Annotated in this window: 24 protein-coding genes and 1 riboswitch; of the genes, 16 read left to right on the top strand and 8 right to left on the bottom strand. The window is 71.1% G+C overall.

Going from position 1 to position 24,890, the window contains the following annotated elements; all coding sequences use genetic code 11:
* Window positions 1-126: 126 nt before the first annotated feature.
* Window positions 127-339 (top strand): EF-hand domain-containing protein, encoded by a 213-nt coding sequence (locus ACGFT1_RS19640; RefSeq protein ID WP_373910220.1) that lies wholly within the window; start codon window positions 127-129, stop codon window positions 337-339.
* A gap of 186 nt (window positions 340-525) precedes the next feature.
* Window positions 526-1,188, top strand: a complete 663-nt coding sequence (locus ACGFT1_RS19635; RefSeq protein ID WP_373910219.1) for an NADPH-dependent F420 reductase — start codon at window positions 526-528, stop codon at window positions 1,186-1,188.
* A gap of 16 nt (window positions 1,189-1,204) precedes the next feature.
* Here ACGFT1_RS19635 and ACGFT1_RS19630 read toward each other — a convergent pair whose 3' ends face one another.
* From ACGFT1_RS19630 to gcvT, 6 genes are all read right to left on the bottom strand, one after another.
* Complete coding sequence (locus tag ACGFT1_RS19630; RefSeq protein ID WP_373910218.1) at window positions 1,205-1,759, bottom strand: glycoside hydrolase family 25 protein; 555 nt, start codon at window positions 1,757-1,759, stop codon at window positions 1,205-1,207.
* Between the two features lie 36 nt (window positions 1,760-1,795).
* Window positions 1,796-2,827: a phosphatidylinositol-specific phospholipase C domain-containing protein gene (locus tag ACGFT1_RS19625; RefSeq protein ID WP_373910217.1), complete on the bottom strand. Its 1,032-nt coding sequence runs from the start codon at window positions 2,825-2,827 to the stop codon at window positions 1,796-1,798.
* A 550-nt stretch (window positions 2,828-3,377) separates the two neighbouring features.
* Window positions 3,378-4,745, bottom strand: coding sequence for an L-serine ammonia-lyase (locus ACGFT1_RS19620; RefSeq protein WP_373910216.1), 1,368 nt, complete (start codon window positions 4,743-4,745; stop codon window positions 3,378-3,380).
* Window positions 4,746-4,848: 103 nt separating this feature from the next.
* Window positions 4,849-6,114: a serine hydroxymethyltransferase gene (gene glyA / locus ACGFT1_RS19615; protein ID WP_373910215.1), complete on the bottom strand. Its 1,266-nt coding sequence runs from the start codon at window positions 6,112-6,114 to the stop codon at window positions 4,849-4,851.
* A 14-nt stretch (window positions 6,115-6,128) separates the two neighbouring features.
* Window positions 6,129-6,506 (bottom strand): glycine cleavage system protein GcvH, encoded by a 378-nt coding sequence (gene gcvH / locus ACGFT1_RS19610; protein ID WP_361997268.1) that lies wholly within the window; start codon window positions 6,504-6,506, stop codon window positions 6,129-6,131.
* A gap of 138 nt (window positions 6,507-6,644) precedes the next feature.
* The gene (gene gcvT / locus ACGFT1_RS19605; RefSeq protein WP_373910214.1) at window positions 6,645-7,763 is read right to left on the bottom strand and encodes a glycine cleavage system aminomethyltransferase GcvT; all 1,119 of its coding nucleotides are present in this window, start codon (window positions 7,761-7,763) and stop codon (window positions 6,645-6,647) included.
* A gap of 157 nt (window positions 7,764-7,920) precedes the next feature.
* Window positions 7,921-8,024, bottom strand: a riboswitch (glycine riboswitch).
* Window positions 8,025-8,184: 160 nt separating this feature from the next.
* On the opposite strand from gcvT, the gene ACGFT1_RS19600 reads away from it, so the two are divergent.
* From ACGFT1_RS19600 to ACGFT1_RS19555, 10 genes are all read left to right on the top strand, one after another.
* On the top strand, window positions 8,185-8,925 hold the full coding sequence (locus tag ACGFT1_RS19600; protein ID WP_373910443.1) for an AAA family ATPase: 741 nt from the start codon (window positions 8,185-8,187) through the stop codon (window positions 8,923-8,925).
* A gap of 42 nt (window positions 8,926-8,967) precedes the next feature.
* Window positions 8,968-9,759, top strand: coding sequence for an enhanced serine sensitivity protein SseB (locus tag ACGFT1_RS19595; protein ID WP_373910213.1), 792 nt, complete (start codon window positions 8,968-8,970; stop codon window positions 9,757-9,759).
* A 230-nt stretch (window positions 9,760-9,989) separates the two neighbouring features.
* Complete coding sequence (locus ACGFT1_RS19590; protein WP_373910442.1) at window positions 9,990-10,766, top strand: enhanced serine sensitivity protein SseB C-terminal domain-containing protein; 777 nt, start codon at window positions 9,990-9,992, stop codon at window positions 10,764-10,766.
* A 350-nt stretch (window positions 10,767-11,116) separates the two neighbouring features.
* Window positions 11,117-12,115, top strand: a complete 999-nt coding sequence (locus ACGFT1_RS19585; protein ID WP_373910212.1) for an ABC transporter permease — start codon at window positions 11,117-11,119, stop codon at window positions 12,113-12,115.
* A gap of 34 nt (window positions 12,116-12,149) precedes the next feature.
* Window positions 12,150-13,922, top strand: coding sequence for an ABC transporter substrate-binding protein (locus ACGFT1_RS19580; RefSeq protein ID WP_373910211.1), 1,773 nt, complete (start codon window positions 12,150-12,152; stop codon window positions 13,920-13,922).
* Window positions 13,923-13,994: 72 nt separating this feature from the next.
* Window positions 13,995-15,002 (top strand): ABC transporter permease, encoded by a 1,008-nt coding sequence (locus tag ACGFT1_RS19575; protein ID WP_373910210.1) that lies wholly within the window; start codon window positions 13,995-13,997, stop codon window positions 15,000-15,002.
* On the top strand, window positions 14,999-16,093 hold the full coding sequence (locus ACGFT1_RS19570; RefSeq protein ID WP_373910209.1) for an ABC transporter ATP-binding protein: 1,095 nt from the start codon (window positions 14,999-15,001) through the stop codon (window positions 16,091-16,093). Before ACGFT1_RS19575 ends, ACGFT1_RS19570 begins: the two co-directional genes overlap by 4 nt.
* The gene (locus ACGFT1_RS19565; protein ID WP_373910208.1) at window positions 16,090-17,799 is read left to right on the top strand and encodes a dipeptide ABC transporter ATP-binding protein; all 1,710 of its coding nucleotides are present in this window, start codon (window positions 16,090-16,092) and stop codon (window positions 17,797-17,799) included. The genes ACGFT1_RS19570 and ACGFT1_RS19565 overlap by 4 nt, the downstream gene beginning before the upstream one ends.
* A 100-nt stretch (window positions 17,800-17,899) precedes the next feature.
* A complete protein-coding gene (locus ACGFT1_RS19560) occupies window positions 17,900-19,291 on the top strand; it encodes a M1 family metallopeptidase (protein ID WP_373910207.1) in 1,392 nt (463 codons plus the stop codon).
* A 47-nt stretch (window positions 19,292-19,338) separates the two neighbouring features.
* Window positions 19,339-19,998, top strand: a complete 660-nt coding sequence (locus ACGFT1_RS19555) for a trimeric intracellular cation channel family protein (protein ID WP_373910206.1) — start codon at window positions 19,339-19,341, stop codon at window positions 19,996-19,998.
* Here the strand turns inward: ACGFT1_RS19555 and ACGFT1_RS19550 are convergent.
* On the bottom strand, window positions 19,907-21,154 hold the full coding sequence (locus tag ACGFT1_RS19550; RefSeq protein WP_373910205.1) for an alpha/beta hydrolase: 1,248 nt from the start codon (window positions 21,152-21,154) through the stop codon (window positions 19,907-19,909). The genes ACGFT1_RS19555 and ACGFT1_RS19550 overlap by 92 nt on opposite strands.
* Window positions 21,155-21,326: 172 nt before the next feature.
* Between ACGFT1_RS19550 and ACGFT1_RS19545 the strand changes: the two genes are divergently transcribed.
* On the top strand, window positions 21,327-22,187 hold the full coding sequence (locus ACGFT1_RS19545) for a thioesterase family protein (RefSeq protein WP_373910204.1): 861 nt from the start codon (window positions 21,327-21,329) through the stop codon (window positions 22,185-22,187).
* Window positions 22,188-22,303: 116 nt separating this feature from the next.
* Here the strand turns inward: ACGFT1_RS19545 and ACGFT1_RS19540 are convergent, their stop codons facing one another.
* Window positions 22,304-22,930, bottom strand: a complete 627-nt coding sequence (locus ACGFT1_RS19540) for a TetR family transcriptional regulator (RefSeq protein WP_373910203.1) — start codon at window positions 22,928-22,930, stop codon at window positions 22,304-22,306.
* A gap of 158 nt (window positions 22,931-23,088) precedes the next feature.
* Here ACGFT1_RS19540 and ACGFT1_RS19535 point away from each other — a divergent pair, with 158 nt between their 5' ends.
* The 3 genes from ACGFT1_RS19535 to ACGFT1_RS19525 all read left to right on the top strand — a co-directional run bounded on the left by ACGFT1_RS19535 (window position 23,089) and on the right by ACGFT1_RS19525 (window position 24,870).
* Window positions 23,089-23,256, top strand: a complete 168-nt coding sequence (locus tag ACGFT1_RS19535) for a hypothetical protein (protein ID WP_361997240.1) — start codon at window positions 23,089-23,091, stop codon at window positions 23,254-23,256.
* A gap of 101 nt (window positions 23,257-23,357) precedes the next feature.
* Complete coding sequence (locus tag ACGFT1_RS19530) at window positions 23,358-23,636, top strand: DUF4190 domain-containing protein (RefSeq protein ID WP_373910202.1); 279 nt, start codon at window positions 23,358-23,360, stop codon at window positions 23,634-23,636.
* A gap of 64 nt (window positions 23,637-23,700) precedes the next feature.
* The gene (locus tag ACGFT1_RS19525) at window positions 23,701-24,870 is read left to right on the top strand and encodes a cysteine desulfurase family protein (RefSeq protein ID WP_373910201.1); all 1,170 of its coding nucleotides are present in this window, start codon (window positions 23,701-23,703) and stop codon (window positions 24,868-24,870) included.
* Window positions 24,871-24,890: the final 20 nt, after the last annotated feature.

The raw sequence follows: 24,890 nt of genomic DNA, 5'->3' as shown, positions 1-24,890 counted from the left end.
GCAGACGCCGGCTGCGGTGAGGGCGCCCGGGTGGTCGCCGCACTCCGCGTTCCCGGGGGCCGTTAATCTGACCAGCGACAGCACGCCGGTACGGCATGTGACACACGAGTAAAAAGGGGCGGATCGGTGGCGGACATCGAGGAAGCACGCAAGCAGTTCCAGCGGATCGACGCGGACGGTGACGGATTCATCACCGCGGCGGAGTTCAAGTCCGCCCTGGCCCAGCAGGGTGACTTCAACGTCACCGAGACGGTGGCGGAGGCCATCATCCGCACCCGTGACCTCAACGGCGACAAGGTGCTGTCGTTCGACGAGTTCTGGGCCTACCTGAGCAAGTGACGCCGGCAGGGGGTGCCCCGTCCCACGGGGACCGGGCACCCCGCTTCCGGGACCCGGGCGGGGAAGACCGTCGTACGGCCGTGAGCGGTCACCCGGTCGCCGCGGCGGTGGAATAGCCCGCCGCCCCGCACGGTTGTCGACCCACACAACGTATGCACGTGCATCGACAACCCCGAAGGGCATGTCATGAAGATCGGCATCATCGGTGCGGGCAACATCGGCGGCAACCTCACCCGGCGGCTCACCGCCCTCGGCCACGACGTCCGCGTGGCCAACTCCCGCGGCCCCGAAACCCTCAAGGACCTGGCGCAGGAGACCGGGGCGACCCCGGTCCGGGCCGAGGAGGCCGCCAGGGACGCCCAGGTGGTCATCGTCACCGTCCCCCTGAAGGCGGTCCCGGACCTGCCCGCCGGCCTGCTGGACGGCGCCGCCGAGGGCGCCGCGGTCATCGACACCGGCAACTACTACCCGCGGCAGCGCGACGGCCGGATCGCCGCCATCGAGGACGAGGGCCTGACCGAGAGCCGCTGGACCGAGCGGCACCTCGGCCACCCGGTGATCAAGGCATTCAACGGCACCTACGCGCAGGACCTCCTGGACCGCGGCCGTCCCGCCGGCGACCCCGAGCGCATGGCCCTCCCGGTCGCCGGCGACGACGAGGACGCCAAGCGGACCGTGCGTGACCTGATCGGCGAGCTGGGCTTCGACACGGTCGACGCGGGCGGCATCGACGACTCCTGGCGCCAGCAGCCCGGCACCCCGGTCTACGGCCTGCGCGCCGGCACCGAGGCCGTGCGCCGGGCCCTGGCCGAGGCGTCCCCCCGGCGCCCGGCGGACTTCCGGGGCTGACGCCCTCGCACGGCCCCTACGGCGTGGCCCAGGCGCGCAGGTCGGCCTCCCGCGCGAACCGGGCCACGTCCTTGTCGTGCGGCTCGCTGGTGTACTGGTGGAACAGCCAGTCGGCCTTGATGCGGGGCTTGCCGGCCGTGACGTAGTCGGCTATCCAGAGCCCGTCGCCCGCGTACGAGGTGGTGTCGACCGTCAGCCAGAAGTGGCGGTTGCAGTAGAGGACGACCCGGTTGTCCGGACGCAGTTCCTTGAGCCGGCGCAGGAAGCGGTCCTTCTCCGCGTTGCTCGCGTGCGTGCCGTCGCCGGTGGTCTCCCAGTCGACGGCGAGGATGTCGCCCGGCCGGTCGGGGGCGTGCCGGAGGAAGTAGTCGGCCTGGGCGGTGAGGTCGCCGGGCCACAGGAAGTGGTAGAAACCGACGACCAGTCCGGCGTCACGGGCCCGCTTCGTCTGCGCGGCGAGCCGGGGACTGGCGTACGAACGGCCCTCCGTCGCCTTGACGAAGACGAAGGAGAGGCCGTCCGTGGCATAGGAGGAGGACTGGTAGGCGCTGACGTCGATGCCATGGAGCATGCAGGAGTTGTGCCCTGTGCGGCGGTGGCCGGAACCTCAGCCCCGGGTCGTCACCGAACTCAGTACGGCCGGTGGCTTCGCCGACCAGTCCGAGGTGATCAGGCTCGCGTGGTGCTGGGCCAGCAGCGCGAGCCGCGCGGTGACTTCGGCGTCCGTCGGGGTGGTGGAGGAGATGGTGGGGGAGACGTTGTGGGCGTCCGTCGTGATCAGGATGTAGTGGTTCGCGGAGTAGAACGAGGTGTCGTAGCCGTTGTTGACGTAGGTGGCCGCGTCACCGTCGAAGAAGACGAACCAGGGCCGGATCGAGGCGTCGTAGCGGCTGGTGCGCGGGTCACCGGCGGCGGCGCCCAGCACGGCGGGGAAGGCCTGGGCCGCGGAGATGTTCCCGGCCGCGGACAGGTCGCGCAGGTGGTCGCCGTACTCCTCGTCCGTCCAGTAGGTGTCGAACGGGTTGGACTGCTCCACCGTGCCCGGGATCAGTTCGAAGAGGAACTTGCCCCGGAGGGCGTCGCGGGTGGGCCAGGCGTCGGCCTTCGCGGCGGCGTCCAGCGTGCCGTACGTCCCGCCCAGCAGGGCGGCCGGCTTGTACACGCTGCTGCCGAGCTTCTGCGCGACGAGCGTGTCGAACTCGTCCGGTCCGAGGCCGGACCTGTCGTTGAAGCCGACCTTCATCTCGACCTTGACGACGATCGGCGGGTGGTCGGGGTGCAGTTGGTTCCAGGCGGCCATGTTGTCGAGGCAGCTGCCGAGGTCCTGGTTGCGGCTCTTGCCGTACAACTCGGCCGGGGTCTTCGCGGCCTCGCAGTTGTTGTCGTCGCCCAGCGGGTTGCTGTGGCTGACCCGCCAGCGGTGGCTGACCGTGTCCGCGTACACGTCCAGCTCCAGCAGCGAGGCACCCGAGTCCAACGCCTGTGCGAAGTACGTGTACTTGGCCTTGTCGTACGCGTTGTGCGTGCCGACGGCCGTCGTCGCGGAGAACTTGGGCGACGCCGCGTGCGCGTTGCCCGGCGCCATCACCAGCAGAGCGGCGGCTCCCAGCAGCGCCGCCGCCCGTCTCAGTCCGACCATGTGTCAATTCCCCTTCGCAGTCGCCGAGTCGGCGGCAGCGTAGGGGAATGCGGTTACTTCTGGGTAGCCCCTGGGGGAACAGCGGTCAGCACGCGATCGCCACGGTCCAGGGCCGGGCGGCTTCGTCGTCGCTCCCGGTGGGCAGGGCACGGCCGTCCGGGCTGAGAGCGACGGACCTCACCGGAGCCGTATGCCCGGTGATGATCTCGCGGGCCGCATCCGTGAGCAGGTTCTCCCCGTGGCGAGGGTGCGTCCGTCGGGGCTGGACGCCACCGAGTACACCGGTCGGCCGTGGGCCGCGGGACGCCGACGCGGCGGGAGAGCCGCGGCGCCCGGGACCGGTGTCGACGACGTTGCCGGACTTCGCGGTCAGTTGCCGGGACCGGTCTGCCCGTTGCTCGGCCCTGGCTGTCCGCCACTGCCGCGACGCTCCCCCTGCTGCTGCTGCTGCTGCTGCGGCGGCGGCGGCGAGTGCGAGGGCCGGCACGGAGGCCGGGGCGAGCCCCCTACCGCGCCGGAAGAGACGACGCGCTGGTCAGGGCCCGACCGATCAGCACTCGATGATGTTCACGGCCAGGCCGCCCCGCGCCGTCTCCTTGTACTTGACGCTCATGTCGGCGCCGGTTTCCTTCATGGTCTTGATGACCTTGTCCAGGGACACCTTGTGGGAGCCGTCGCCGCGCATCGCCATCTTCGCGGCCGTGACCGCCTTCACCGCGGCCATGCCGTTGCGCTCGATGCACGGGATCTGCACCAGGCCGCCGACCGGGTCGCAGGTCAGGCCCAGGTTGTGCTCCATGCCGATCTCGGCCGCGTTCTCGACCTGCTCGGGGGAGCCGCCGAGCACCTCGGCGAGGGCGCCGGCCGCCATGGAGCAGGCGGAGCCGACCTCGCCCTGGCAGCCGACCTCGGCGCCGGAGATGGAGGCGTTCTCCTTGAAGAGCATGCCGATCGCGCCGGCCGCCAGCAGGAACCGCACGACTCCGTCCTCGTCGGCGCCGGGGACGAAGTTGATGTAGTAGTGCAGGACGGCGGGGATGATGCCGGCCGCGCCGTTGGTCGGGGCGGTGACGACCCGGCCGCCGGCCGCGTTCTCCTCGTTCACGGCCATCGCGTAGAGCGTGATCCACTCCATGGCGTGCGCCAGCGGATCGCCCTCGGCGCGCAGCTGGCGGGCCGAGACGGCCGCGCGGCGGCGGACCTTCAGACCGCCGGGCAGGATGCCCTCGCGGGACATCCCGCGCTGCACGCACTGGCGCATCACCCGCCAGATCTCCAGCAGGCCCTCGCGGATCTCCGCCTCGGTGCGCCAGGCCCGCTCGTTCTCCAGCATCAGCGAGGAGATGGACAGGCCCGTCTCGCTCGTGCGGCGCAGCAGCTCGTCACCGGTGCGGAAGGGGTATTTCAGGACCGTGTCGTCCAGCTTGATGCGGTCCGCGCCCACCGCGTCCTCGTCGACCACGAAGCCGCCGCCGACGGAGTAGTACGTCTTGGAGAGCACCTCGGCGCCGTCGGCGTCGTAGGCCCAGATGGTCATGCCGTTGGCGTGGTAGGGCAGCGCCTTGCGGCGGTGCAGCACCAGGTCGTCGTCGAAGGAGAACGGGATCTCGTGCTCGCCGAGGACGTTCAGCCGTCCCGCCCGCTTGATCGTCTCCACCCGCTCGTCGGCCGTCTCCACGTCCACCGTGCGCGGTGAGGCGCCCTCCAGGCCGAGCAGCACCGCCTTCGGGGTGCCGTGGCCGTGCCCGGTCGCGCCGAGCGAGCCGTACAGCTCGCAGCGCAGGGCCGCGACGGAGCCGAGCAGCTCCTCGTTGCGCAGCCGGCGGGCGAACAGGCCGGCCGCGCGCATCGGGCCGACCGTGTGGGAGCTGGACGGGCCGATGCCGATCGAGAACAGGTCGAAGACCGAGATGGCCACGGATGACTCCTCAATGCGGGGGGTGGTGCGAAAGGCGGTACAGGGTGCGGGCACCGCACACCCGGGGTTCTTCCAGTGTGCGCGGTGCCCGGCGAAAGGGGACTTACTTGTTCAGCCCCGGGTACAGCGGGTGCTTGTCGGCCAGGGCCTTCACCCGGGCCTTGAGCGCCTCGGCGTCGTAGGACGCCTTCAGCGTCTCGGCGATCACGTCGGCGACCTCGGCGAAGTCCTCGGCCGTGAAGCCGCGGGTCGCGAGGGCGGGCGTACCGATCCGCAGGCCGGAGGTGACCATCGGCGGGCGCGGGTCGTCCGGGACGGCGTTGCGGTTGACCGTGATGCCGACCTCGTGGAGCCGGTCCTCGGCCTGCTGCCCGTCCAGCTCCGAGGCGCGCAGGTCCACGAGGATCAGGTGTACGTCGGTGCCGCCGGACAGGACGTTCACGCCGGCCTCGCGGGCGTCCGCCGCCGTCAGCCGCTCGGCGAGGATGCGCGCACCCTCCACCGTACGCCGCTGGCGCTCCGCGAAGTCCGCGGAGGCGGCGACCTTGAAGGAGACCGCCTTGGCCGCGATCACGTGCTCCAGGGGGCCGCCCTGGAAGCCCGGGAAGACGGAGGAGTTCAGCTTCTTCGCGAAGTCCTTCTTCGCGAGGATGATGCCGCCGCGCGGGCCGCCGAGGGTCTTGTGGGTCGTGGAGGTGACCACGTCCGCGTACGGCACCGGGTTCGGGTGCAGACCGGCGGCGACCAGGCCCGCGAAGTGCGCCATGTCGACCCACAGGTACGCCTCGACCTCGTCGGCGATCCGGCGGAACTCGGCGAAGTCCAGCTGGCGCGGGTACGCCGACCAGCCGGCGATGATCACCTTCGGGCGGTGCTCCTTGGCCAGCCGCTCGACCTCGGCCATGTCGACCAGGCCGCTCTCCACGTCCACGTGGTACGCGACCACGTCGAACTGCTTGCCGGAGAAGTTCAGCCGCATCCCGTGGGTCAGGTGGCCGCCGTGCGCCAGGTCCAGGCCGAGGATGGTGTCCCCGGGCCGGGCGAGGGCGAACAGGGCCGCCTGGTTCGCGGAGGCACCGGAGTGGGGCTGCACGTTGGCGTACTCGGCGCCGAACAGCTCCTTGACCCGGTCGATGGCGATCTGCTCGGCGACGTCGACGTGCTCGCAGCCGCCGTAGTAGCGGCGGCCCGGGTAGCCCTCGGCGTACTTGTTGGTCAGGACCGAGCCCTGGGCCTCCATCACCGCGAGCGGCGCGAAGTTCTCGGACGCGATCATCTCCAGCGTGGACTGCTGGCGGTTCAGCTCCGCGTCGACCGCGGCGGCGATCTCCGGGTCCAGCTCGTGGAGGGACGTGTTCAGGACAGTCATGGGGCTACGACTCCTCAGCCGGCGGTGTGGGCGGCGTACTCGTCGGCGGAGAGCAGATCGGCCGGCTCCTCGGTGACACGTACCTTGAACAGCCAGCCGCCCTCGAAGGGCGCGGAGTTCACCAGCGAGGGGTCGTTGACGACGTCCTCGTTGATCTCGGTGATCTCACCGCTGACCGGCGAGTACAGGTCGGAGACCGACTTCGTCGACTCCAGCTCACCGCAGGTCTCGCCCGCCTCGACGGTGGAGCCGACCTCGGGGAGCTGGGCGTAGACCACATCGCCGAGCGCGTTGGCCGCGAACTCGGTGATGCCGACCGTCGCGACGCCGTCCTCGGCGGTCGACAGCCACTCGTGCTCCTTGCTGTAGCGCAGCTGCTGGGGGTTGCTCATGGCCTGGATTCTCCTGTACGCGCGGGAGTGCTGATGAAGGGGGGGACGGTAGGACCTGCTCGTGAGCAGGGGGAATGTGCGCAGGGTCACGTCCGGCGGCGCGGGGCGGGACGCCGGGAGCGCCGCAGCGTTCAGTGTCTACTTCTGGCGCTTGTAGAAGGGCAGCGCCACGACCTCGTACGGCTCGTGGGTGCCCCGGATGTCCACGCCGACGCCCTCGGTGCCCGGCGCCGCGTAGGCCGCGTCGACGTAGGCCATGGCGATCGGCTTGCCCAGGGTGGGGGAGGGGGCACCGGAGGTGACCTCGCCGATCACCTGGCCGCCGGCGACGACGGCGAACCCGGCGCGCGGCACCCGGCGGCCCTCGGCGACCAGGCCGACGAGCACCCGGGGCGCGCTCGCCTCGGCCCGGGAGGCGGCCCCGGCGAGCGCCTCGCGCCCGACGAAGTCCCCCTCCTTCTCGAACTTGACCACCCGGCCGAGCCCGGCGTCGAAGGGGGTGAGCGCGGTGGTCAGCTCGTGCCCGTACAGCGGCATGCCCGCCTCCAGGCGCAGGGTGTCCCGGCAGGACAGGCCGCACGGCACCAGGCCGACGCCCTCGCCGGCCTCGGTCAGCGCCTGCCACAGCCGCACGGCGTGCTCCGGGCGCACGAACAGCTCGAAGCCGTCCTCGCCGGTGTAGCCGGTGCGGGCGATCAGCGCCGGGACGCCGGCGACGGTGCCGGGCAGGCCGGCGTAGTACTTCAGCCCGTCCAGGTCGGCGTCGGTGAGCGACTTCAGGATGCCGGGGGACTGAGGCCCCTGCACCGCGAGCAGCGCGTAGGCGTCCCGGTCGTCGCGGACCTCGGCGTCGAAGCCGGCGGCCCGCTCGGTCAGCGCGTCCAGCACCACCTGGGCGTTGGAGGCGTTGGCCACGACCATGTACTCGGTCTCGGCCAGCCGGTAGACGATGAGGTCGTCCAGGATGCCGCCGTCGGCCCGGCAGATCATGGTGTAGCGGGCGCGGCCGACGCCGACGGAGGCGATGTTGCCGACCAGGGCGAAGTTCAGGAGGGCGGCCGCCCCGGCGCCGGTCACGGTGATCTCGCCCATGTGGGAGAGGTCGAACAGGCCGGCCCGGGTGCGCACCGCGAGGTGCTCGTCGCGCTCGGAGCCGTAGCGCAGGGGCATGTCCCAGCCGGCGAAGTCGGTCATGGTCGCGCCGAGCGCGCGATGCACGGCATCCAGCGCGGTGTGGCGGAGTTCGGTGCTGCTCATCGGTCGGTCGTCTCCCAGGGCATACGGACGGGGCGAGGAACGTTCCTCCCCATCTGTCATCGGAACCTGAGAGGTTCGCCGCGACCGCCACGGGGACGATCACGGCTTGCACCTTGGGTGGGACCACTGGACACAGCGGCCCGCTTTTCAGATGTGCCTCGCCCGCGCGGTAACGGGGCCTGAGAGATTCAAGGGAGGGACTTGCTCCTTCGGCGCCCCAGACGGTCCAAGGGGACCTGGGGACTCTCCCGCGCGGATTCAAGCGGCCGGTATGCAGTTGGCGGGCACATCATCGCACGCGAGCCCGGCTTCTGTAACCGACCTGTGGCACGACCCGCACCGAACCACCGACCACCGGCATTACCTTCTCTTTAACATCGATGGGCAGGACATGACCGAGCCCACAGGGGAGGACATCACGGTGAACAGGACCACGGCGTACGTCACCGCCGCCGCCACCGGCCTCGCGGTGCCCAAGCAGCGCTCCGCCCCCGCCACCGCCCGCGAGCGGCACCCCGCGCGCCCGGTCCCGGTCGTCCGTGACCTGCGCGACCGCGCCGGCCGCAGCCCGCGCGCCCTCGTCTTCGGGCCGCGGGACGTGGTGGTGATCACCGGCCTGCCCGGCAGCGGCAAGTCCACGCTGATGCGCCGCGCGGTCGCCGGCCACCGCGTCGACTCCCAGGACGCCCGCGACCGCTTCGCGGCCCGCCTGCCCCGCCTCCTGCCGTACGCGTTCTACCGCCCCCTGGTCCGCCTCGCGCACTACGCCGGACTGCGCCGCGCGCTGCGCACCGGCGACGGCGTCGTCGTCCACGACTGCGGCACCCAGCCCTGGGTGCGCGGCTGGCTCGCCCGCGAGGCCCGCCGCCGCGGCGGCACCCTGCACCTGCTGGTGCTCGACGTCGCCCCCGAGACCGCCCGCGAGGGCCAGCGGGAGCGCGGCCGGGGCGTCTCCCGCTACGCCTTCCGCCGGCACCGCCGTACCGCCGCCCGGCTGCTGCGCGCGGTCGAGCGGGGTGAACCGCCCGCGGGCTGCGGCTCGGCGCTGCTGCTGGACCGGCCCGCCGCGGACACCCTGCACCGCGTGGACTTCGCCGCCCCTGACCCCGCTGACGCGGCGCGGGATCCCCGGCGGAGCCGCGATGTCACAGCCACCCGATAGCCTTCGCTCTCACAGCAGTGGTTCCCAGCAGGCGGTAGGCAGATGGACTTCCCGGCGGACCTTCCCGCGGACTTCCCGGCACAGACACACCCCCACCCGCACGGCGGTTGGCCCGGCAACGAACTGGAGGAGGTGCTCTCGGCCTCCCTCGGCGTCCCCACGGCGGGCGGCCGGATCATCGAGGTCCTCGGCCGCAGTTTCCTGTGGATCCCGCTGCCGGCCGGCGGCGGCCCGGACAGCGGCCCGCTGGACCTGCCCACACTCGACATCGAGGGCCAGGTGTACGTGCCGGTGTTCAGCTCCGAGGAGCAGTTCCGCCAGGCGGCCGGCTCCCACATGTCGTACACCGTCGCCCCCGCCGTGGAGTTCGCCCGGGGCCTGCCGCCGCAGGCGGGCCTGGCCGTGAACCCGGGCGGTGTGGTCGGCATCCCGCTGCCGCCCGAGGCCGTGGCCGAACTGTGCCGGGTGGGCCGCACCCCGCTCGACGGCCCCGGCAGCGGTGGCCGGGTCCGCCTCTTCGAGCCCGACTGGCAGGACGACCCGGTCGACTTCCTCTCCGCCGCCTCCGCCGAGTTCGCGGACACCGGCGTGGTGGTGACCGCCCGCCGCTGCCTGGCCGCCGTCGAGACGGCCGAACCGGTGATGTTCGTCGGCGTGGAACTCTCCCGGTGGGAGGGCGACCTGCGCACCGTGCCCCTGGAGGCCCTGGGCCGGGCACTCGGCAGGGTCCCGGTGAGGTGGCCGGTCAATCTGATCCTCATGGACGTCACCGACGACCCGGTGGCCGACTGGCTGAAGACGAACGTCCGCCCCTTCTACCGGTTCGGCCACTAGCGGCCGGGCCACCGGAGCGCGGAGCCGGGGCCGGCACGCCGGGACGCGAGACCGGGTCCCGGCACCCGGTGGTGCCCGCCGGGCGCGGCGCGCCACCGCCCGGCCGCCCCCGGCGAACGGCCACGAGGTACCGGGCCACCGGGCGCTTAAGCTGTCCCCCAACGCGGGGCACTCCACGAGAAGGGGCGGTAAGACAGGTGAGCGCGAGCCCGAGCGGCAGCGTCGAGCACATGCTGCGCCAGGTCACGCCTGGACGTTACGACGCCTACGAGGCCCTGCTGCGCGCCCTCGCCGCCCCCTCCTCCGGCCAGGTCTGGATGTTCCTGTGGCACGGCCAGGCCGGCTCCCCGGACGCCCAGTACGGCGACATGGAGGTCGACGGCTTCCACTACGCCCCCTGCGTCACCTCCGCCCAGGAGCTGTCGGCCAGTGGCTGGAACCGCTCCTACGAGGTGGTGGACGGCGTCGACGTGGCCCGCACCCTCTACCCCGACCACTACGGCCTGTGGCTCAATCCGCACGCCCCGGGCGGCGGCGTCGGCATCCCCTGGCTCGACCTGCGCCGCATCGCCACCGGCCTGGACCGCCAGCCCGCCGGCCCCCTGCGCCTGTCGGAACCCGGCATCGAGATCCCGCAGTTCTACGCCCTGCTCGCGCAGAACGCGCACCGCACCCCCGCGCTGCGCTCGCTGCGCCGCGCCTGGGTGCAGCCCGCGCTCGGGGCGCCGTACCTCGCCCTCGGCCTGGAGGTGTACGACACCTCCCCGGCGGCGGTCGACTCGGTGCGCGCGATGATGCAGCAGTCGGTCGGCGCGGTCCCGGAGGGGCTGCCGGTCTCGACGGTCGTGATGACCGACGGCTACGACCCGGTGGTCATGTGGATGCGGGCCAACGCGCGTCCCTTCTACGATCGCGAGGCGCACGCCGCCGCCCCGCCGCCCCGGCCCCCGCTCCAGGTTCCGCCGGCGACCGGCTACGGCTACCCGCCCGCGCACGGCGGCTACTGACCAACAGGCGGACATGTCAAGGGGTTTGAGCAGCACCACGCTGCCCGCGTGAACGAGCCTCTTCTGCGCGCGTAGACATCGCCGGTACGTCCCGTTCCGGGCGAATATGCCGTTCTGCCCCAACTGGCCCACGTCCGGGGGTCGTTACCCACTGTTCGGATAACGGAATCCCCTGCACTGCATCACGGTTGCGCATACTTTCGCCGCCAGCTCTGGCGGGTGATCACAGCGACGCTGAAGACTCGCGACTCAGACGCGAGGCCGAGGCCTCGCGCTCGATGGCAAGTCGACAAAGCCGCAATCCGCGGCAGGCGCAGGCCGGTCACCACCGGCGAGAGGGGTCGCTCACCGTGACCGCACCGATCGAGACCACCGGAGCGGCAGCCGAGGCACAGCCGGAGGCTGTGCTGGAGGGTGTCGGAAAGGGGCAGATCGAGGGTCGTTCCCTGGGCCAGATCGCCTGGACCCGGTTCAAGAGGGACAAGGTCGCCGTCGCGGGCGGCGTCATCGTGGTCCTGCTGATCCTCCTCGCGATTCTCTCGCGCCCCCTCCAGGCCGTGTTCGGGCTCGACCCCAACGCCTTCCACCAGGACCTGATCACCCCCGACACCTCGCTGCCCAAGGGCAGTTGGGGCGGCATGAGCCTGGACCACCCGCTCGGTGTGGACCCGAAGTTCGGCCGTGACATCGCCACCCGAGTCCTGGAGGGCTCCTGGGTGTCGCTGGTGGTCGCCTTCGGCGCCACCGTCCTGTCGAACGTGATCGGCGCGGTCCTCGGTGTCGTGGCGGGCTACTACGGCGGGCGGGTCGACTCGATCATCAGCCGGCTGATGGACACCTTCCTCGCCTTCCCCCTCCTGCTCTTCGCGATCGCCATCTCCGCCACCCTCCAGGGCGGCGCCTTCGGCCTCAACGGGCTGCCGCTCCACCTGGGCGTGCTCATCTTCGTCATCGGCTTCTTCAACTGGCCCTACCTGGGCCGGATCGTGCGCGGCCAGACGCTGGCCCTGCGGGAGCGCGAGTTCGTGGACGCATCCCGCGGCATGGGCGCAAAGGCCCCGTACATCCTGTTCCGCGAGCTGATGCCCAACCTGGTCGGCCCGATCATCGTCTACTCGACGCTGCTCATCCCGACCAACATCCTCTTCGAGGCGTCCCTGAGCTTCCTCGGCGTCGGCATCCAGCCCCCGCAGGCGTCCTGGGGCGGCATGCTCCGTGAGGCGGTCACCTACTACCAGGTCGACCCCCAGTTCATGATCGTCCCCGGGCTCGCCATCTTCGTCACCGTCCTCGCGTTCAACCTGCTCGGCGACGGTCTCCGCGATGCTCTCGATCCGCGCAGCCGCTGACGCCTGCTGCGAAGAGCCTGAAAGTTTGTCAACAATGGAGGGGAAAGCGCCCATCATGCGAAGGTCAGCGCTGGCCGCGATCGCGGCCATCGGCTCCGCCAGCCTGCTTCTTGCGGGTTGCAGCAAGGCCGATGACAACAAGAACGACAACGGCACCAAGTCGGCCGGGGCCAACGCCGCGACCAAGGGCGTCGTCAACGCGTCCGACAAGAAGGGCGGCACGCTCACCTACGAGCTGTCCGACGTGCCGGACTCCTTCGACCCCGGCAACACGTACTACGCGTACATGTACAACCTCAGCCGGCTGTACGCCCGCCCGCTGATGACCTTCCAGCCGGGCGCCGGCCAGAAGGGCAACACCCTCGTCCCGGACCTCGCGGCGAGCAAGGGCGTGCCGAGCGACGGCGGCAAGACCTGGACGTACAAGCTGCGTGCGGGCCTGAAGTACGAGGACGGCTCGCCGATCACCTCGAAGGACGTCAAGTACGCCGTCGAGCGCTCCAACTTCGCGCGTGACGTGCTCTCCCTCGGCCCGAACTACTTCCAGCAGTTCATGGCCGGCGGCGACAAGTACAAGGGCCCGTACAAGGACAAGAGCGCCAAGGGCCTGTCCTCCATCCAGACGCCGGACGACACCACCATCGTCTTCCACCTGAAGCAGGCCTTCCAGGAGTTCGACTACCTGGTCGCCGCCCCGCAGACGGCCCCGGTGCCGCAGGCGAAGGACACGGGCGTCGACTACATCAAGCACATCGTCTCCTCGGGCTCGTACAAGTTCCAGAGCTACCAGGACGGCCGGCAGGCCGTGCTGGTGCGCAACCCGAACTGGGACCCGAAGACGGACCCGCTGCGCAAGCAGCTGCCGGACAAGATCGTCGTCAAGCTGAAGGTCAACGCGGAGACGATCGACCAGGACGTCCTCGCCGGCGACGCGATCGACCTGGCCGGCACCGGTGTCCAGGCCTCCACCCAGGCCAAGGTCCTCACCGACGCCGACAAGAAGGCCAACACGGACAACACCTACGGTGGCCGTCTCGTGTACCTGGCGATCAACACCAAGGTCGCGCCGTTCGACAAGCCCGAGTGCCGCAAGGCCGTGCAGTACGCGATCGACAAGGTCTCGGTGCAGACCGCCGAGGGCGGCCCGATCCGCGGTGACGTCGCCTCCACCGTGCTGCCGCCGGACATCCCGGGCTACGAGAAGTCGGACGTCTACGCCAGCCAGGGCAACAAGGGTGACGCCGCCAAGGCCAAGCAGCAGCTGAAGGCCTGCGGCAAGTCGTCGATCACGACGAACATCGCCGCGCGTTCCGACCGCCAGCCGGAGATCGACGCCGCCACGGCGATCATCGCCTCGCTGAAGAAGGTCGGCATCAACGCCTCCCTGAAGCAGTACCCCTCGGGCAAGTACTTCACCGACTACGTGGGTGTGCCGAAGTTCTCGGAGAAGCAGAACCTCGGCCTGATCATGATGCAGTGGGGTGCCGACTGGCCCTCCGGCTACGGCTTCCTCCAGCAGATCCTGAACGGCAAGGCGATCAGCCAGTCGGGTAACACGAACCTGTCGCAGTACGACAGCAAGTCCGTCAACGAGCTGCTGGGCAAGGCGATCGGCACGCAGGACCTCAACCAGCGCAACAGCATCTACACGCAGATCGACAAGAAGACCATGGACGACGCCGTCCTGGTCCCGCTGACCTACTTCAAGGTCCTGCTGGGCCGCCCGCAGAACTACACCAACCTGGTCTCCACTGCGGCCTTCAGCGGTCAGTACGACTACCTCAACATCGGCGTCGCGTCGAAGTAGCAGCCCCGGAAGGCAGGTGAAGGCATTGGTGCCCGCGGGCTTCGCGGCCCGCGGGCACCAGCGCCGGTCCCCGTGATCTCGTACATCCTCCGCCGGACGTTCGCGGCAGTGATCCTGCTGCTGGTCGTCTCCGCGGTCACCTTCGCCATCTTCTTCCTGCTGCCACGGCTCGTGGGCCAGACAGCGGACCAGCTGGCGCAGCAGTACATCGGCAAGAGCCCGTCGCCGGCGGACATCGCCGCCGTCAAGCACAACCTCGGTCTGGACCAGCCTGTCTACGTCCAGTACTGGCACTTCATCAAGGGGATCGTGGCCGGCGCCTCCTACGACCTCGGCCCCACCACGGTGCACTGCGACGCGCCCTGCTTCGGTTACTCCTTCAAGAACCACCAGGCGGTCTGGCCGGAGCTCACCTCACGCCTTCCGATCACCCTCTCGCTGGCCGCGGGTGCCGCCGTACTGTGGCTGGTCTCCGGCGTGGTGGCCGGTGTCGTCTCCGCGCTGAAGCCGCGCTCGGTACTCGACCGGGGCTTCATGGGCATCGCGCTCGCCGGCGTCTCGCTGCCCATGTTCTTCACCGGCAACCTGGCCATCCTGCTCTTCGAGTACCAGTGGCCGATCTTCGGCAAGAGCTACGTCCCGTTCACCGAGAACCCCTCGCAGTGGGCCAACACCCTTTTCCCCGCGTGGTGTTCCCTCGCCCTGCTGTACTCCGCCATCTACGCGCGGCTCACCCGCTCGGGCATGCTGGAGACGATGAACGAGGACTTCATCCGCACGGCCCGCGCCAAGGGCCTGCGCGAGCGCAACGTCGTCGTCCGGCACGGACTGCGCGCCGCTCTCACGCCGATCATCACGGTGTTCGGCATGGACATCGGTCTGCTGCTCGGCGGCGCCGTGATCACCGAGAGCGTCTTCTCGCTGCCCGGCATCGGCCAGTACGCGGTGCAGGGCATCACCGACAACGACCTGCCCAAGATCCTCGGCGTGACCCTGCTCGCCGCCTTCTTCGTCGTGATCGCAAATCTCCTGGTGGACGTGCTGTACGCCGCCGCCGACCCGCGGGTGAGGCTCTCGTGACCGAACTCTCCAAGACCGGCGCCGCCGTGGGCGAGCCCACGACCGCCGGCAAGGCGCCCGAAGCCTTCCTCGAGGTCCGCGACCTCAAGGTGCACTTCCCGACCGACGACGGCCTGGTCAAGTCCGTCGACGGGCTCAGCTTCTCGCTGGAGAAGGGCCAGACCCTCGCCATCGTCGGGGAGTCCGGCTCCGGCAAGTCGGTCACCTCGCTCGCCGTCATGGGCCTGCACCGGCTCGGCGCGCGCGGCAAGAACGTCCAGATGTCCGGCGAGATCTGGCTGGACGGCAAGGAACTGGTCTCCGCCGCCCCGGACGAGGTGCGCAAGCTCCGCGGCCGGGAGATGGCGATGATCTTCCAGGACCCGCTGTCCGCGATGCACCCGTACTACAAGGTCGGCGACCAGATCGTCGAGGCCTACCGGGTGCACCACGACGTCAGCAGGAAGGTCGCCCGCAAGCGCGCGATCGAGATGCTCGACCGCGTCGGCATCCCCGAGCCCGCCAAGCGCGTCGACGGCTACCCGCACGAGTTCTCCGGCGGTATGCGCCAGCGCGCCATGATCGCCATGGCGCTGGTGAACAACCCTGAGCTGCTCATCGCGGACGAGCCGACCACCGCCCTCGACGTGACCGTCCAGGCGCAGATCCTCGACCTGATCCGCGACCTCCAGAAGGAGTTCGGCTCCGCGGTCATCATGATCACCCACGACCTGGGTGTGGTCGCCGAGATCGCCGACGACGTCCTCGTGATGTACGGGGGCCGGTGCATCGAACGCGGTCCCGCCGACGAGGTCTTCGAGCAGCCGCAGCACCCCTACACCTGGGGCCTGCTCGGCTCGATGCCCCGCATCGACCGCGAGACCTCCGAACGGCTCATCCCGGTCAAGGGCCAGCCGCCGAGCCTCATCAACATCCCCTCGGGCTGCGCCTTCAACCCGCGCTGCCCGTACGCGGACATCCCCAAGGGGAACGTCACCCGCACGGTGCGCCCCGAGCTGGAACAGGTGGACGCCGGGCACTGGTCCGCCTGCCACCTGTCGGCCGAGGACCGCCAGCGGATCTGGACCGAAGAGATTGCGCCGAAGCTGTGAGTGAGACCAAGAAGACGGACGAGGCCGAGGCCGTGATCCCGCAGCAGGCGACGGCCCCCGAGGACCGTGACGTGCTGCTCAGGGTCGAGGGGCTGACCAAGCACTTCCCGATCAAGAAGGGCATCCTCCAGCGTCAGGTCGGCGCGGTGAAGGCCGTCGACGGCATCGACTTCGAGGTGCGCAAGGGCGAGACCCTCGGCGTGGTCGGTGAGTCGGGCTGCGGCAAGTCGACCATGGGCCGGGTCATCACCCGGCTGCAGGACCCGACCGGCGGGAAGATCACCTTCGAGGGCCGGGACATCACGCGGCTGGGCACCGGGCAGATGCGCCCGCTGCGCCGCGACATCCAGATGATCTTCCAGGACCCGTACGGCTCCCTGAATCCCCGGCACACCATCGGCTCCATCGTCTCCGCGCCGTTCCGGCTGCAGGGCGTGGAGCCCGAGGGCGGGGTGAAGAAGGAGGTGCAGCGGCTCCTCGAACTGGTCGGCCTCAGCCCCGAGCACTACAACCGCTACCCGCACGAGTTCTCCGGCGGTCAGCGCCAGCGCATCGGCATCGCCCGCGCGCTCGCCCTGAAGCCCAAGCTGGTGGTGGCCGACGAGCCGGTCTCCGCCCTGGACGTGTCGATCCAGGCGCAGGTCGTCAACCTCATGGACGACCTCCAGCAGGAACTCGGTCTCACCTATGTGATCATCGCCCACGACCTCTCCGTGGTCCGGCACGTCTCGGACCGCATCGCGGTGATGTACCTCGGCAAGATCGTCGAACTCGCCGACCGCAACTCGCTGTACGAGGCGCCGATGCACCCGTACACCAAGGCGCTGATGTCGGCGGTGCCGGTCCCGGACCCCAAGCGCCGGGGCCAGAAGACGGAGCGCATCCTGCTCCGCGGCGACGTCCCGTCGCCGATCGCCCCGCCCTCCGGCTGCCGGTTCCACACCCGCTGCTGGAAGGCGACGCAGATCTGCAAGACGACCGAGCCGCAGCTCGTGGAGCTGAGGCCGGGTCAGCGGGTCGCCTGCCACCACCCGGAGAACTTCGCCGACCAGGCACCGCAGGACACGGTCCTGCTGTCGTCGGCGGTGGCCTCCGCCGGTGCGGGGGGCAAGGAGCCGGTGTCCGAGGTGGCCGCCGGGAAGACGGCGGCGCCGGAGACGGCCGAGGCGACGGAGACGGCGGAGACCTCGGCGGCACCGGAAGCGGTGGCCGCGTCCGAGGCGGCCGGAGGCGCCGGCGCGCACACCGGACCGGGCGCGAAGACGTCGACCACGGAGCCGTCGGCGACCGAAAAGGCCGCGGCGGAGAAGGCTTCGTCCGAGGAGCCGGTGGCGGAGAAGGCTTCGGCTCAGGAGCCGGTGGCGGAGGAGCCCTCTGCCGAGGTGCCTGCTGTCGAGGAGCCCTCGGCGGAGAAGGCCACGGCGGAGAAGCCCTCGGCCACGGAGTCGGTGGCCGGCAAGGCTTCGTCCGAGGAGCCGGTGGCCGAGAAGGCTTCGGCTCAGGAGCCGGTGGCGGAGGAGCCCTCTGCCGAGGTGCCTGCCGTCGAGGAGCCCTCGGCGGAGACCCCTGCGGAGAAGCCCGCTGTCGTCAAGCCCGTGGCGGACAAGCCCGCGGCCGCGAAGCCCGTGGTGGACAAGCCCGCGGCCACGAAGCCCGTGGCCGGCAACGGTGCCGGTGGCGACTCCGCGGAGGTTTCCGACGAGTAGCACGTGACGACTGGGCAAAGTCATGTACATGCCCGGACGGGAGAGCGCAGAGTCGTCCGTGTCAGGCCACTGACCGGCACATGCTCGAAAGGGACGACTCATGGCACTCTCCCGTTCGGCACGTCTGGGGGCCCTCGCCACCGCGGCGGCCTCCTTCCTCGTCATCGCCGCCTCGGCCGCCCCCACCCAGGGCGCCCCCGGCGTCGGCGACTCCTACTTCCCGCGGCTCGGCAACGGCGGCTTCGACGCCCGCCACTACGACCTCGACGTCGCCTACACCCCCGGTACCGGCCGCCTCGACGGCCGCACGACCCTCACCGCCCGCGCCACCCGCACCCTCTCCTCCTTCGACCTCGACCTCCAGCAGCTGGAGATCGCACGCATCGAGGTCGACGGCAGGAGGGCCGAGTTCACGCGCGACGGCGACGAGGTCACCGTCACCCCGCGGCACAGCCTGCGCGAGGGGACGGACTTCCGGGTCACCGTCACCTACGGCGGGGTGCCGCAGGCCCTCGGCGGCCCCATCGTCTTCGGCTCCCGGTACGGCTGGATGAAGACGGACGACGGCGTCTTCGTCGCCTGTGAGCCCAACGCCGCCTCCACCTGGTTCCCGTCCAGCGACCACCCTTCCGACAAGGCCACCTACGACATCCGGATCAAGGCGCCCGAGGGTCTGACGGCCGTCTCCAACGGCCGGCTGGTGTCGACGTACGACTGGGGCGGCTCGACGTACACCCACTGGCGCGAGTCGAGGCCCATGGCGACCTACCTCGCCACCGCCACCATCGGGAAGTTCGACGTGCGCACCGGGCGGACCCCCGGAGGCATCCCGATCTACGTCGCCGTCGACCCCGTGCTGAAGAACGGCAACAGCGTCGACGTGTACGCCGTCACGTCCGCCGCCACCGACTACTGGTCGCAGGTCTTCGGGCCGTACCCCTTCGAGGAGACCGGCGCGATCGTGGACGACATGCCCGAGGCGGGGTTCTCGCTGGAGGTGCAGAGCAAGCCCGCCTACTCGGCCGTGCGCAGCGAGACGACCATCGTGCACGAGCTGGCCCACCAGTGGTTCGGCGACTCGGTGAGCGTGGCGCGGTGGAAGGACATCTGGCTCAACGAGGGGTTCGCCACCTACGCCCAGTGGCTGTGGGCGGAGCACCAGGGCACCCGCACCGCCCACGACTCCTTCCTCGCCGCCTACAACGCCCGCCCCGCCGACTCCGCCTTCTGGCAGATCGAGGTGGCCGACCCGCAGCGGGACACGATGTTCGCCTCCGCCGTCTACCAGCGCGGCGCGATGGCGCTCCAGGCCCTGCGCGAGCGGATCGGCGACACCGCCTTCTTCCGGCTGCTGCCCGCCTGGACGGCGCTGCACCGGTACGGCAACGCGGACACCGCCGGCTTCGTCCGCCTCGCCGAGCGCGTCAGCGGACAGCAGCTGGACGACCTGTTCGACACCTGGCTGTTCACCACAGGGAAACCCGCCCTGTGAGCCTGGCTTTGTAAGGTTCCAGCTCGCCGACAGGTGAGAATGGCAGGGTGCAGCTCCAGCAACTCTTCAGTCCCTCCGTCCAGCACACGCTCGATGTGATCGGCATCTTCGTGTTCGCGATCTCCGGCGCGCTGCTGGCCGTCCGGAAGAACTTCGACGTCTTCGGCATCGCCGTCCTCGCCGAGGTCACCGCGCTGGGCGGGGGGATGATCCGTGACCTGGTCATCGGGGCCGTGCCCCCGGCCGCCTTCACGGACCTCGGGTACTTCCTGACGCCCCTGTTCGCCACGCTCGTCGTCTTCTTCCTGCATCCGCACGTCGAGCGCATCCAGTCCGCGGTGCTCGTCTTCGACGCGGCCGGCCTCGGCCTGTTCTGCGTCAGCGGTACGACGAAGGCGTACAGCTACGGGCTCGGCCTGACCGCGTCGGCCACGCTGGGCCTGGCCACCGCCGTGGGCGGCGGCGTGCTGCGGGACGTGCTGGCCAACGAGGTTCCCTCGCTGCTGCGCTGGGACCGCGACCTGTACGCGGTCCCGGCGATCGTCGGCGCCACCATGGTCGTGCTGTGCATCCGCTACGGCGCCCTCACCCCGTTCACCAGCGGACTGGCGGTCGTCACCGCCTTCGTGCTGCGTCTGCTCGCGATGCGCTTCCACTGGCGAGCGCCGCGTGCGTGGAACCGCCGTTCGACGGTGGCCGAGGAGTAGAACCGGCGAGGGACCCGTCCTGCCCGCCGGCGCGGTTCTGGCCCATCTGGAGGGTCAGCCAGCGGAAGGCCGCGGGGACCTGCGGACGCCACAGCGCCATCGTGTGGCCGCCCGCGCTGCGCGGCAGGAACACCACGTGCACGGTGGTCGGCGCCTTGGCGGCGGACGCCAGGGCCTCGCCCGCCTGGTAGCCGTCGCCGGACTCGCCGGAGAGGTAGAGCGCGACGGGCGGTGGCGCGGCCGCCCTCCTGAGCAGCAGGTAGGGGTTGTTCGCGGCGCGCAGGGCCGGGGTCTGGGCGGCGAGGGAACTGCGTTCGCCGATCGGGTCGTTGTAGCCGGACATGCTCACCGCGGCCCGGTACCGGCCGGGGTGGGCCACCGCCAGTTTGACCGCGCAGTGCGCGCCCGCCGAGTACCCGGCCACCGCCCAGCCCCGGGGCGCGGGCTGGGCCCGGAAGTTGTCCGTGACCATCTTCGGCACGTCGACGCTGAGCCAGCTGTCGGCGTTGACCTGGCCCGGGACGTTGGCGCAGCCGGTGTCCACGCCGGCCAGCAGGTTGGTGCGCGGGGCGACCAGGATGAACGGGGCCACCTGGCCGCTGCGCATCAGCGGCAGCAGCTGCTCATGGGTCCGCATCGACCCGAACCAGGCCTTGGCGGACCCGGGGTAGCCCGGCAGCAGCTCGACCACCGGGAACCGTTTGTGACGGTAGGCGGGGTCGTGGTACTGCGGCGGCAGCCAGACGTACACCTCGGCGTTCACACCGGAGACCCGGCCCCGCAGCTGGGTGACGCGTACTCCGCCGGCCGCGCGCATGCCGGGCCCGTCGGCGGCCCGGAAGGTCTGCCTGACCCGGGGCAGCCGTTTCACGGCGATGCCGCCGGTGCCGTCCCGGCCGAGGTCGGCGGCCTCCTGCACGTGGTTGCCGGTGCCGAGCAGGTCCGCCCAGTTGTCGTACAGGTTGTTCTGGTTGTTGACCAGTACGAAGACCAGGGTGACGGCCGTACCTTGGGCGAACAGCAGCATGAGGACCCGGGCCGCGGCCCGCAGAGGCCGGGGCCCGCGCATCCGCGACCACAGGACGAGCGGCAGTACGAGGGCGACCACCGACAGCACGAGGGTGGTGTAGAGGAACGGAGTCCCGGTGAGGCTCATGTCCCCATAGAGGGGATTCACCGGCCGGGGGTTGTGGACGTGTCCGGACACTTACCGAGAAATTGCCGGAAGCTCACTCGGAGGCCGGAATTCTTACCCTGGGCCGGGTCGCGTCATCAGCCCGCAACACGAAAAGCTACCGCTTAGTAGTTTGCTGTTGTACCGTTTCTCCATGCCAGAAGCGACTTCCGCCCCGGCCAGGCGCGCCGTGATCGGCGACAGCGAGTTCGACCGCGACACCGCGGTCACCCGGCGCGAGCCCGGCGTCTACGACGTCGACCTCTCGGCCGGCTGGACCATCATCAACGCCGTCAACGGCGGCTATCTGCTGGCCGTGCTCGGCCGGGCCCTCGCGGACACCCTCCCGCATCCGGACCCGTTCACCATCACCGCGCACTACCTGACCGCCTCGCAGCCAGGGCCGGCGGTCGTCCGCACCGGAACCGTCCGCACCGGCCGCACCCTCTCCACCGGCCAGGCCTCGCTCTTCCAGTACGACGACGAGGGCGCCGAGGTCGAACGCATCCGCGTCCTGGCCTCCTACGGCGACCTCGCCACCCTCCCCGACGACGTGCGCACGACGGCCACCCCGCCCGCGATCCCGCCGCTGGAGCGGTGTTTCGGCCCGGACGACGCGCCGGCGCCCGTCCCGGGCAGCTCCGCGATCGCCGACCGCCTGATGCTCAAGCTGGACCCCGGCACCCTCGGCTGGGCGCTCGGCGCGCCCTCCGGCAGGGGCGAGATGCGCGCCTGGTTCGGCCTCGCCGACGGCCGCGACGCCGACCCGTTGTCGCTGCTCCTCGCGGTGGACGCCCTCCCGCCCACCGCCTTCGAGATCGGCCTGCGGGGCTGGGTCCCCACGGTGGAACTCACCGTCCACGTCCGCCACCGTCCGGCCCCCGGACCGCTGCGGGTCGCGATCACCACCCGCAACCTGGCCGGCGGTTTCCTGGAGGAGGACGCCGAGGTGTGGGACAGCGAGGACCGTCTGGTCGCCCAGTCGCGCCAGCTGGCCCGCGCCAGACTCGGCTGAGCGGCGCGGAAGCGGGGTGAGGGGCGGCTCCCGGGCCGCCCCTCACGCGTGTGCGCCGAGAAGGGCGGAGCGCCGCGTGCGCGGGGCCGGGGGGAGGGGCGTACCCGCCGGGCGGCTCAGGCGAGCCAGTGGCCGCGGCCGATGGTGATGAGCCGCAGCTGGCGGGTCGCCAGCTGGGTCACCCGCTCGCGCTCCTCCTCGGGAGCCTCCAGCGCCTCCAGGAAGAGGGAGGCGGTGATGAGCATCTGGTCGACGTAGAGGTGCGCGAGCATCAGCAGGTCGTCGTCGCTCCAGCCCGCCGCCTCCGGGTCCCCGGCCAGCTCGGCCTTCACCTCCTCGGCGAACCGCAGCAGCTGGTCCCGGATGGCCTCGCGCACCGGCTGCACCCCGCCGTGCCGTTCCCGGGCGATGAAGCGGACGTGCGCCGGGTACGCCGCGACATGGCAGGCGATCAGCTCGACGGCGCGCGTGATGCGTTCCTCGCTGTCGCCCGTCGTGGACACCGTTGTCCGCACCATCGGATGCAGGCTTCCCAGCGCCTCGTCGACCAGGGCCACACCGAGGTCGGCGGTCGAGCGGAAGTGCCGGTAGAAGGCGGTCGGCGCGACGCCGACGGCCCGGGTGACCTCGCGCAGGCCCAGGCTGCTCAGGCTCTGCTCCTCCAGCAGCGCGAGCGCCGCGTCGAGGAACGCCTGCCGGGTCTTCTGCTTCTGGGCCTGCCGGATGCCGAGGGTGTGACTCATGTCATCCAGTTAACAACTGTTCTCCGGAATTGGAAAGGCGTCGGAGGCGCTAGACTCGAAGTCAGTGAACAACTGTTACTACAACTGTTCACCCAAACTTCACACCGGTCGAACACACCGGCCGCACACGAGGTATTCCTGAGGGGGGATCCGATCCCATGCTGTTCCTCGTCGCCGCTCTCATGCTGTTCGGTGTCGTCCTGGGCACCGTGGCCCACGCGCCGCTGACCGTCACCGCCGCCCTGGCCGCCGTCATCGTCGTCTGGCTCGCCGTCTTCGCGCTCCGCGAGCGCCACGGCCGCCGCCGTCAGCCCTCGGCCAACTGACCGGCCGTGAGGACACCGGGGCCCCGCGGGCACCGGAACCGGCAGGACCGACGGAGCCACGCAGACACCAGGACCGCCAGGATCACCAGGAGTTGACACCCATGCACCTCACCGCACCGGTCGTGCCCCGCACCGACACCCGCCCGCGCATGCGCGACGCCGACGGCATGGCCGTGGCGTCCTTCGTCCTCGGCCTCCTCGGCCTGCTCGTCCTCAACCTCTTCCTCGGGCCGGTCGCCGTCGTCCTCGCCGCGGTCGCCCTGTGGCGCGGCACGAGCCGCCCGGGCCGCGCCTGCCTGGGCCTGGCCCTCGGCGTCGCCGACCTCGCCGTCCTGGTGGCGGCCATGGAGATGTCCGGCACGGTGTCCTGGAGCCTGTGAGGCACCGGACGCCGCCCCGCGCGGCCGGAGCCGGCCGTGGGGGGCACGTAGAATCGGCGTCACGATGGCATACCTCGACCACGCGGCCACGACGCCGATGCTCCCGGAGGCGGCAGAGGCACTGACCGCCCAGCTGAGCATCACCGGCAACGCGTCCGCCCTGCACGCCTCCGGGCGCCGGGCCCGCCGCACGGTCGAGGAATCCCGGGAGGCCCTGGCGGAAGCGCTGGGGGCCCGCCCCAGCGAGGTCGTCCTCACGTCCGGCGGCACCGAGGCCGACAACCTGGCCGTCAAGGGCCTGTACTGGTCGCGCCGCGCCGCCGAACCGGCCCGCACCCGGGTCCTGGCCAGCCCGGTCGAGCACCACGCCGTGCTCGACGCCGTGCACTGGCTCGGCGAGCACGAGGGCGCGACGGTCGAGTACCTTCCCGTCGACTCCCACGGCCGCGTCCACCCCGAGGTCCTGCGCGAGGCCATGGCCCGCAACCCCGACGACGTCGCCCTGGCCACCGTCATGTGGGCCAACAACGAGATCGGCACCCTCATGCCGGTTCGCGAACTCGCGGACGTGGCCGCCGAGTTCGGCGTTCCGCTGCATGCCGACGCGGTCCAGGCCTTCGGCCAGGTCCCGGTCGGCTTCGAGGCCTCCGGTCTCGCCGCGATGACGGTGTCCGGCCACAAGATCGGCGGCCCGTACGGCATCGGCGCCCTGATCCTCGGCCGCGAGCACACCCCCGTGCCCGTCCTGCACGGCGGCGGCCAGGAGCGCCACGTCCGCTCGGGCACGCTCGACGTCCCGGCCGTCGCCTCCTTCGCCGTGGCCGGCCGGCTCGCAGCCGGGCGGCAGGAGCGGTTCGCCCGCGAGATCGGCGCCCTGCGCGACCGGCTGGTCGACGCCGTCCTCACGGCCGTACCGGACGCGCTCCTCGGCGGCGACCCCGCCCCCGGGGGCCGCCTGCCGGCCAACGCGCACTTCACCTTCCCCGGCTGCGAGGGTGACTCCCTGCTGCTCCTGCTGGACGCCCAGGGCATCGAATGCTCCACCGGCTCCGCCTGCACCGCGGGCGTCGCCCAGCCCAGTCACGTCCTCCTCGCCATCGGCACCGATCCGGACCTGGCCCGCGGCACCCTGCGCTTCTCCCTCGGCCACACCTCCACCGAGGCCGACGTCGAGGCGGTGGCCGAGGCGATCGGCCCCGCGGTGGAACGGGCCCGGGCGGCTGGGCTCACCTAGCCGCGGGCGCCCACCCGGTC

The organism is Streptomyces sp. Y20, from assembly GCF_043195475.1.
Lineage (GTDB): Bacteria > Actinomycetota > Actinomycetes > Streptomycetales > Streptomycetaceae > Streptomyces.
Note: the sequence above shows the minus strand (reverse complement) of the source record. Positions and strands in the feature narration are given on the sequence as shown.

Coding starts and splice junctions, on each gene's coding strand:
- ACGFT1_RS19635 (WP_373910219.1), top strand. CDS start 526: ATGAAGATCGGCATCATCGGTGCGGGCAACATCGGCGGCAACCTCACC.
- glyA (WP_373910215.1), bottom strand. CDS start 6,114: ATGACTGTCCTGAACACGTCCCTCCACGAGCTGGACCCGGAGATCGCC.
- ACGFT1_RS19595 (WP_373910213.1), top strand. CDS start 8,968: ATGGACTTCCCGGCGGACCTTCCCGCGGACTTCCCGGCACAGACACAC.
- ACGFT1_RS19535 (WP_361997240.1), top strand. CDS start 23,089: ATGCTGTTCCTCGTCGCCGCTCTCATGCTGTTCGGTGTCGTCCTGGGC.
- ACGFT1_RS19525 (WP_373910201.1), top strand. CDS start 23,701: ATGGCATACCTCGACCACGCGGCCACGACGCCGATGCTCCCGGAGGCG.
- ACGFT1_RS19545 (WP_373910204.1), top strand. CDS start 21,327: ATGCCAGAAGCGACTTCCGCCCCGGCCAGGCGCGCCGTGATCGGCGAC.
- ACGFT1_RS19625 (WP_373910217.1), bottom strand. CDS start 2,827: ATGGTCGGACTGAGACGGGCGGCGGCGCTGCTGGGAGCCGCCGCTCTG.
- ACGFT1_RS19560 (WP_373910207.1), top strand. CDS start 17,900: ATGGCACTCTCCCGTTCGGCACGTCTGGGGGCCCTCGCCACCGCGGCG.
- ACGFT1_RS19550 (WP_373910205.1), bottom strand. CDS start 21,154: ATGAGCCTCACCGGGACTCCGTTCCTCTACACCACCCTCGTGCTGTCG.
- ACGFT1_RS19630 (WP_373910218.1), bottom strand. CDS start 1,759: ATGCTCCATGGCATCGACGTCAGCGCCTACCAGTCCTCCTCCTATGCC.
- ACGFT1_RS19590 (WP_373910442.1), top strand. CDS start 9,990: ATGCTGCGCCAGGTCACGCCTGGACGTTACGACGCCTACGAGGCCCTG.
- gcvH (WP_361997268.1), bottom strand. CDS start 6,506: ATGAGCAACCCCCAGCAGCTGCGCTACAGCAAGGAGCACGAGTGGCTG.
- gcvT (WP_373910214.1), bottom strand. CDS start 7,763: ATGAGCAGCACCGAACTCCGCCACACCGCGCTGGATGCCGTGCATCGC.
- ACGFT1_RS19580 (WP_373910211.1), top strand. CDS start 12,150: ATGGAGGGGAAAGCGCCCATCATGCGAAGGTCAGCGCTGGCCGCGATC.
- ACGFT1_RS19540 (WP_373910203.1), bottom strand. CDS start 22,930: ATGAGTCACACCCTCGGCATCCGGCAGGCCCAGAAGCAGAAGACCCGG.
- ACGFT1_RS19530 (WP_373910202.1), top strand. CDS start 23,358: ATGCACCTCACCGCACCGGTCGTGCCCCGCACCGACACCCGCCCGCGC.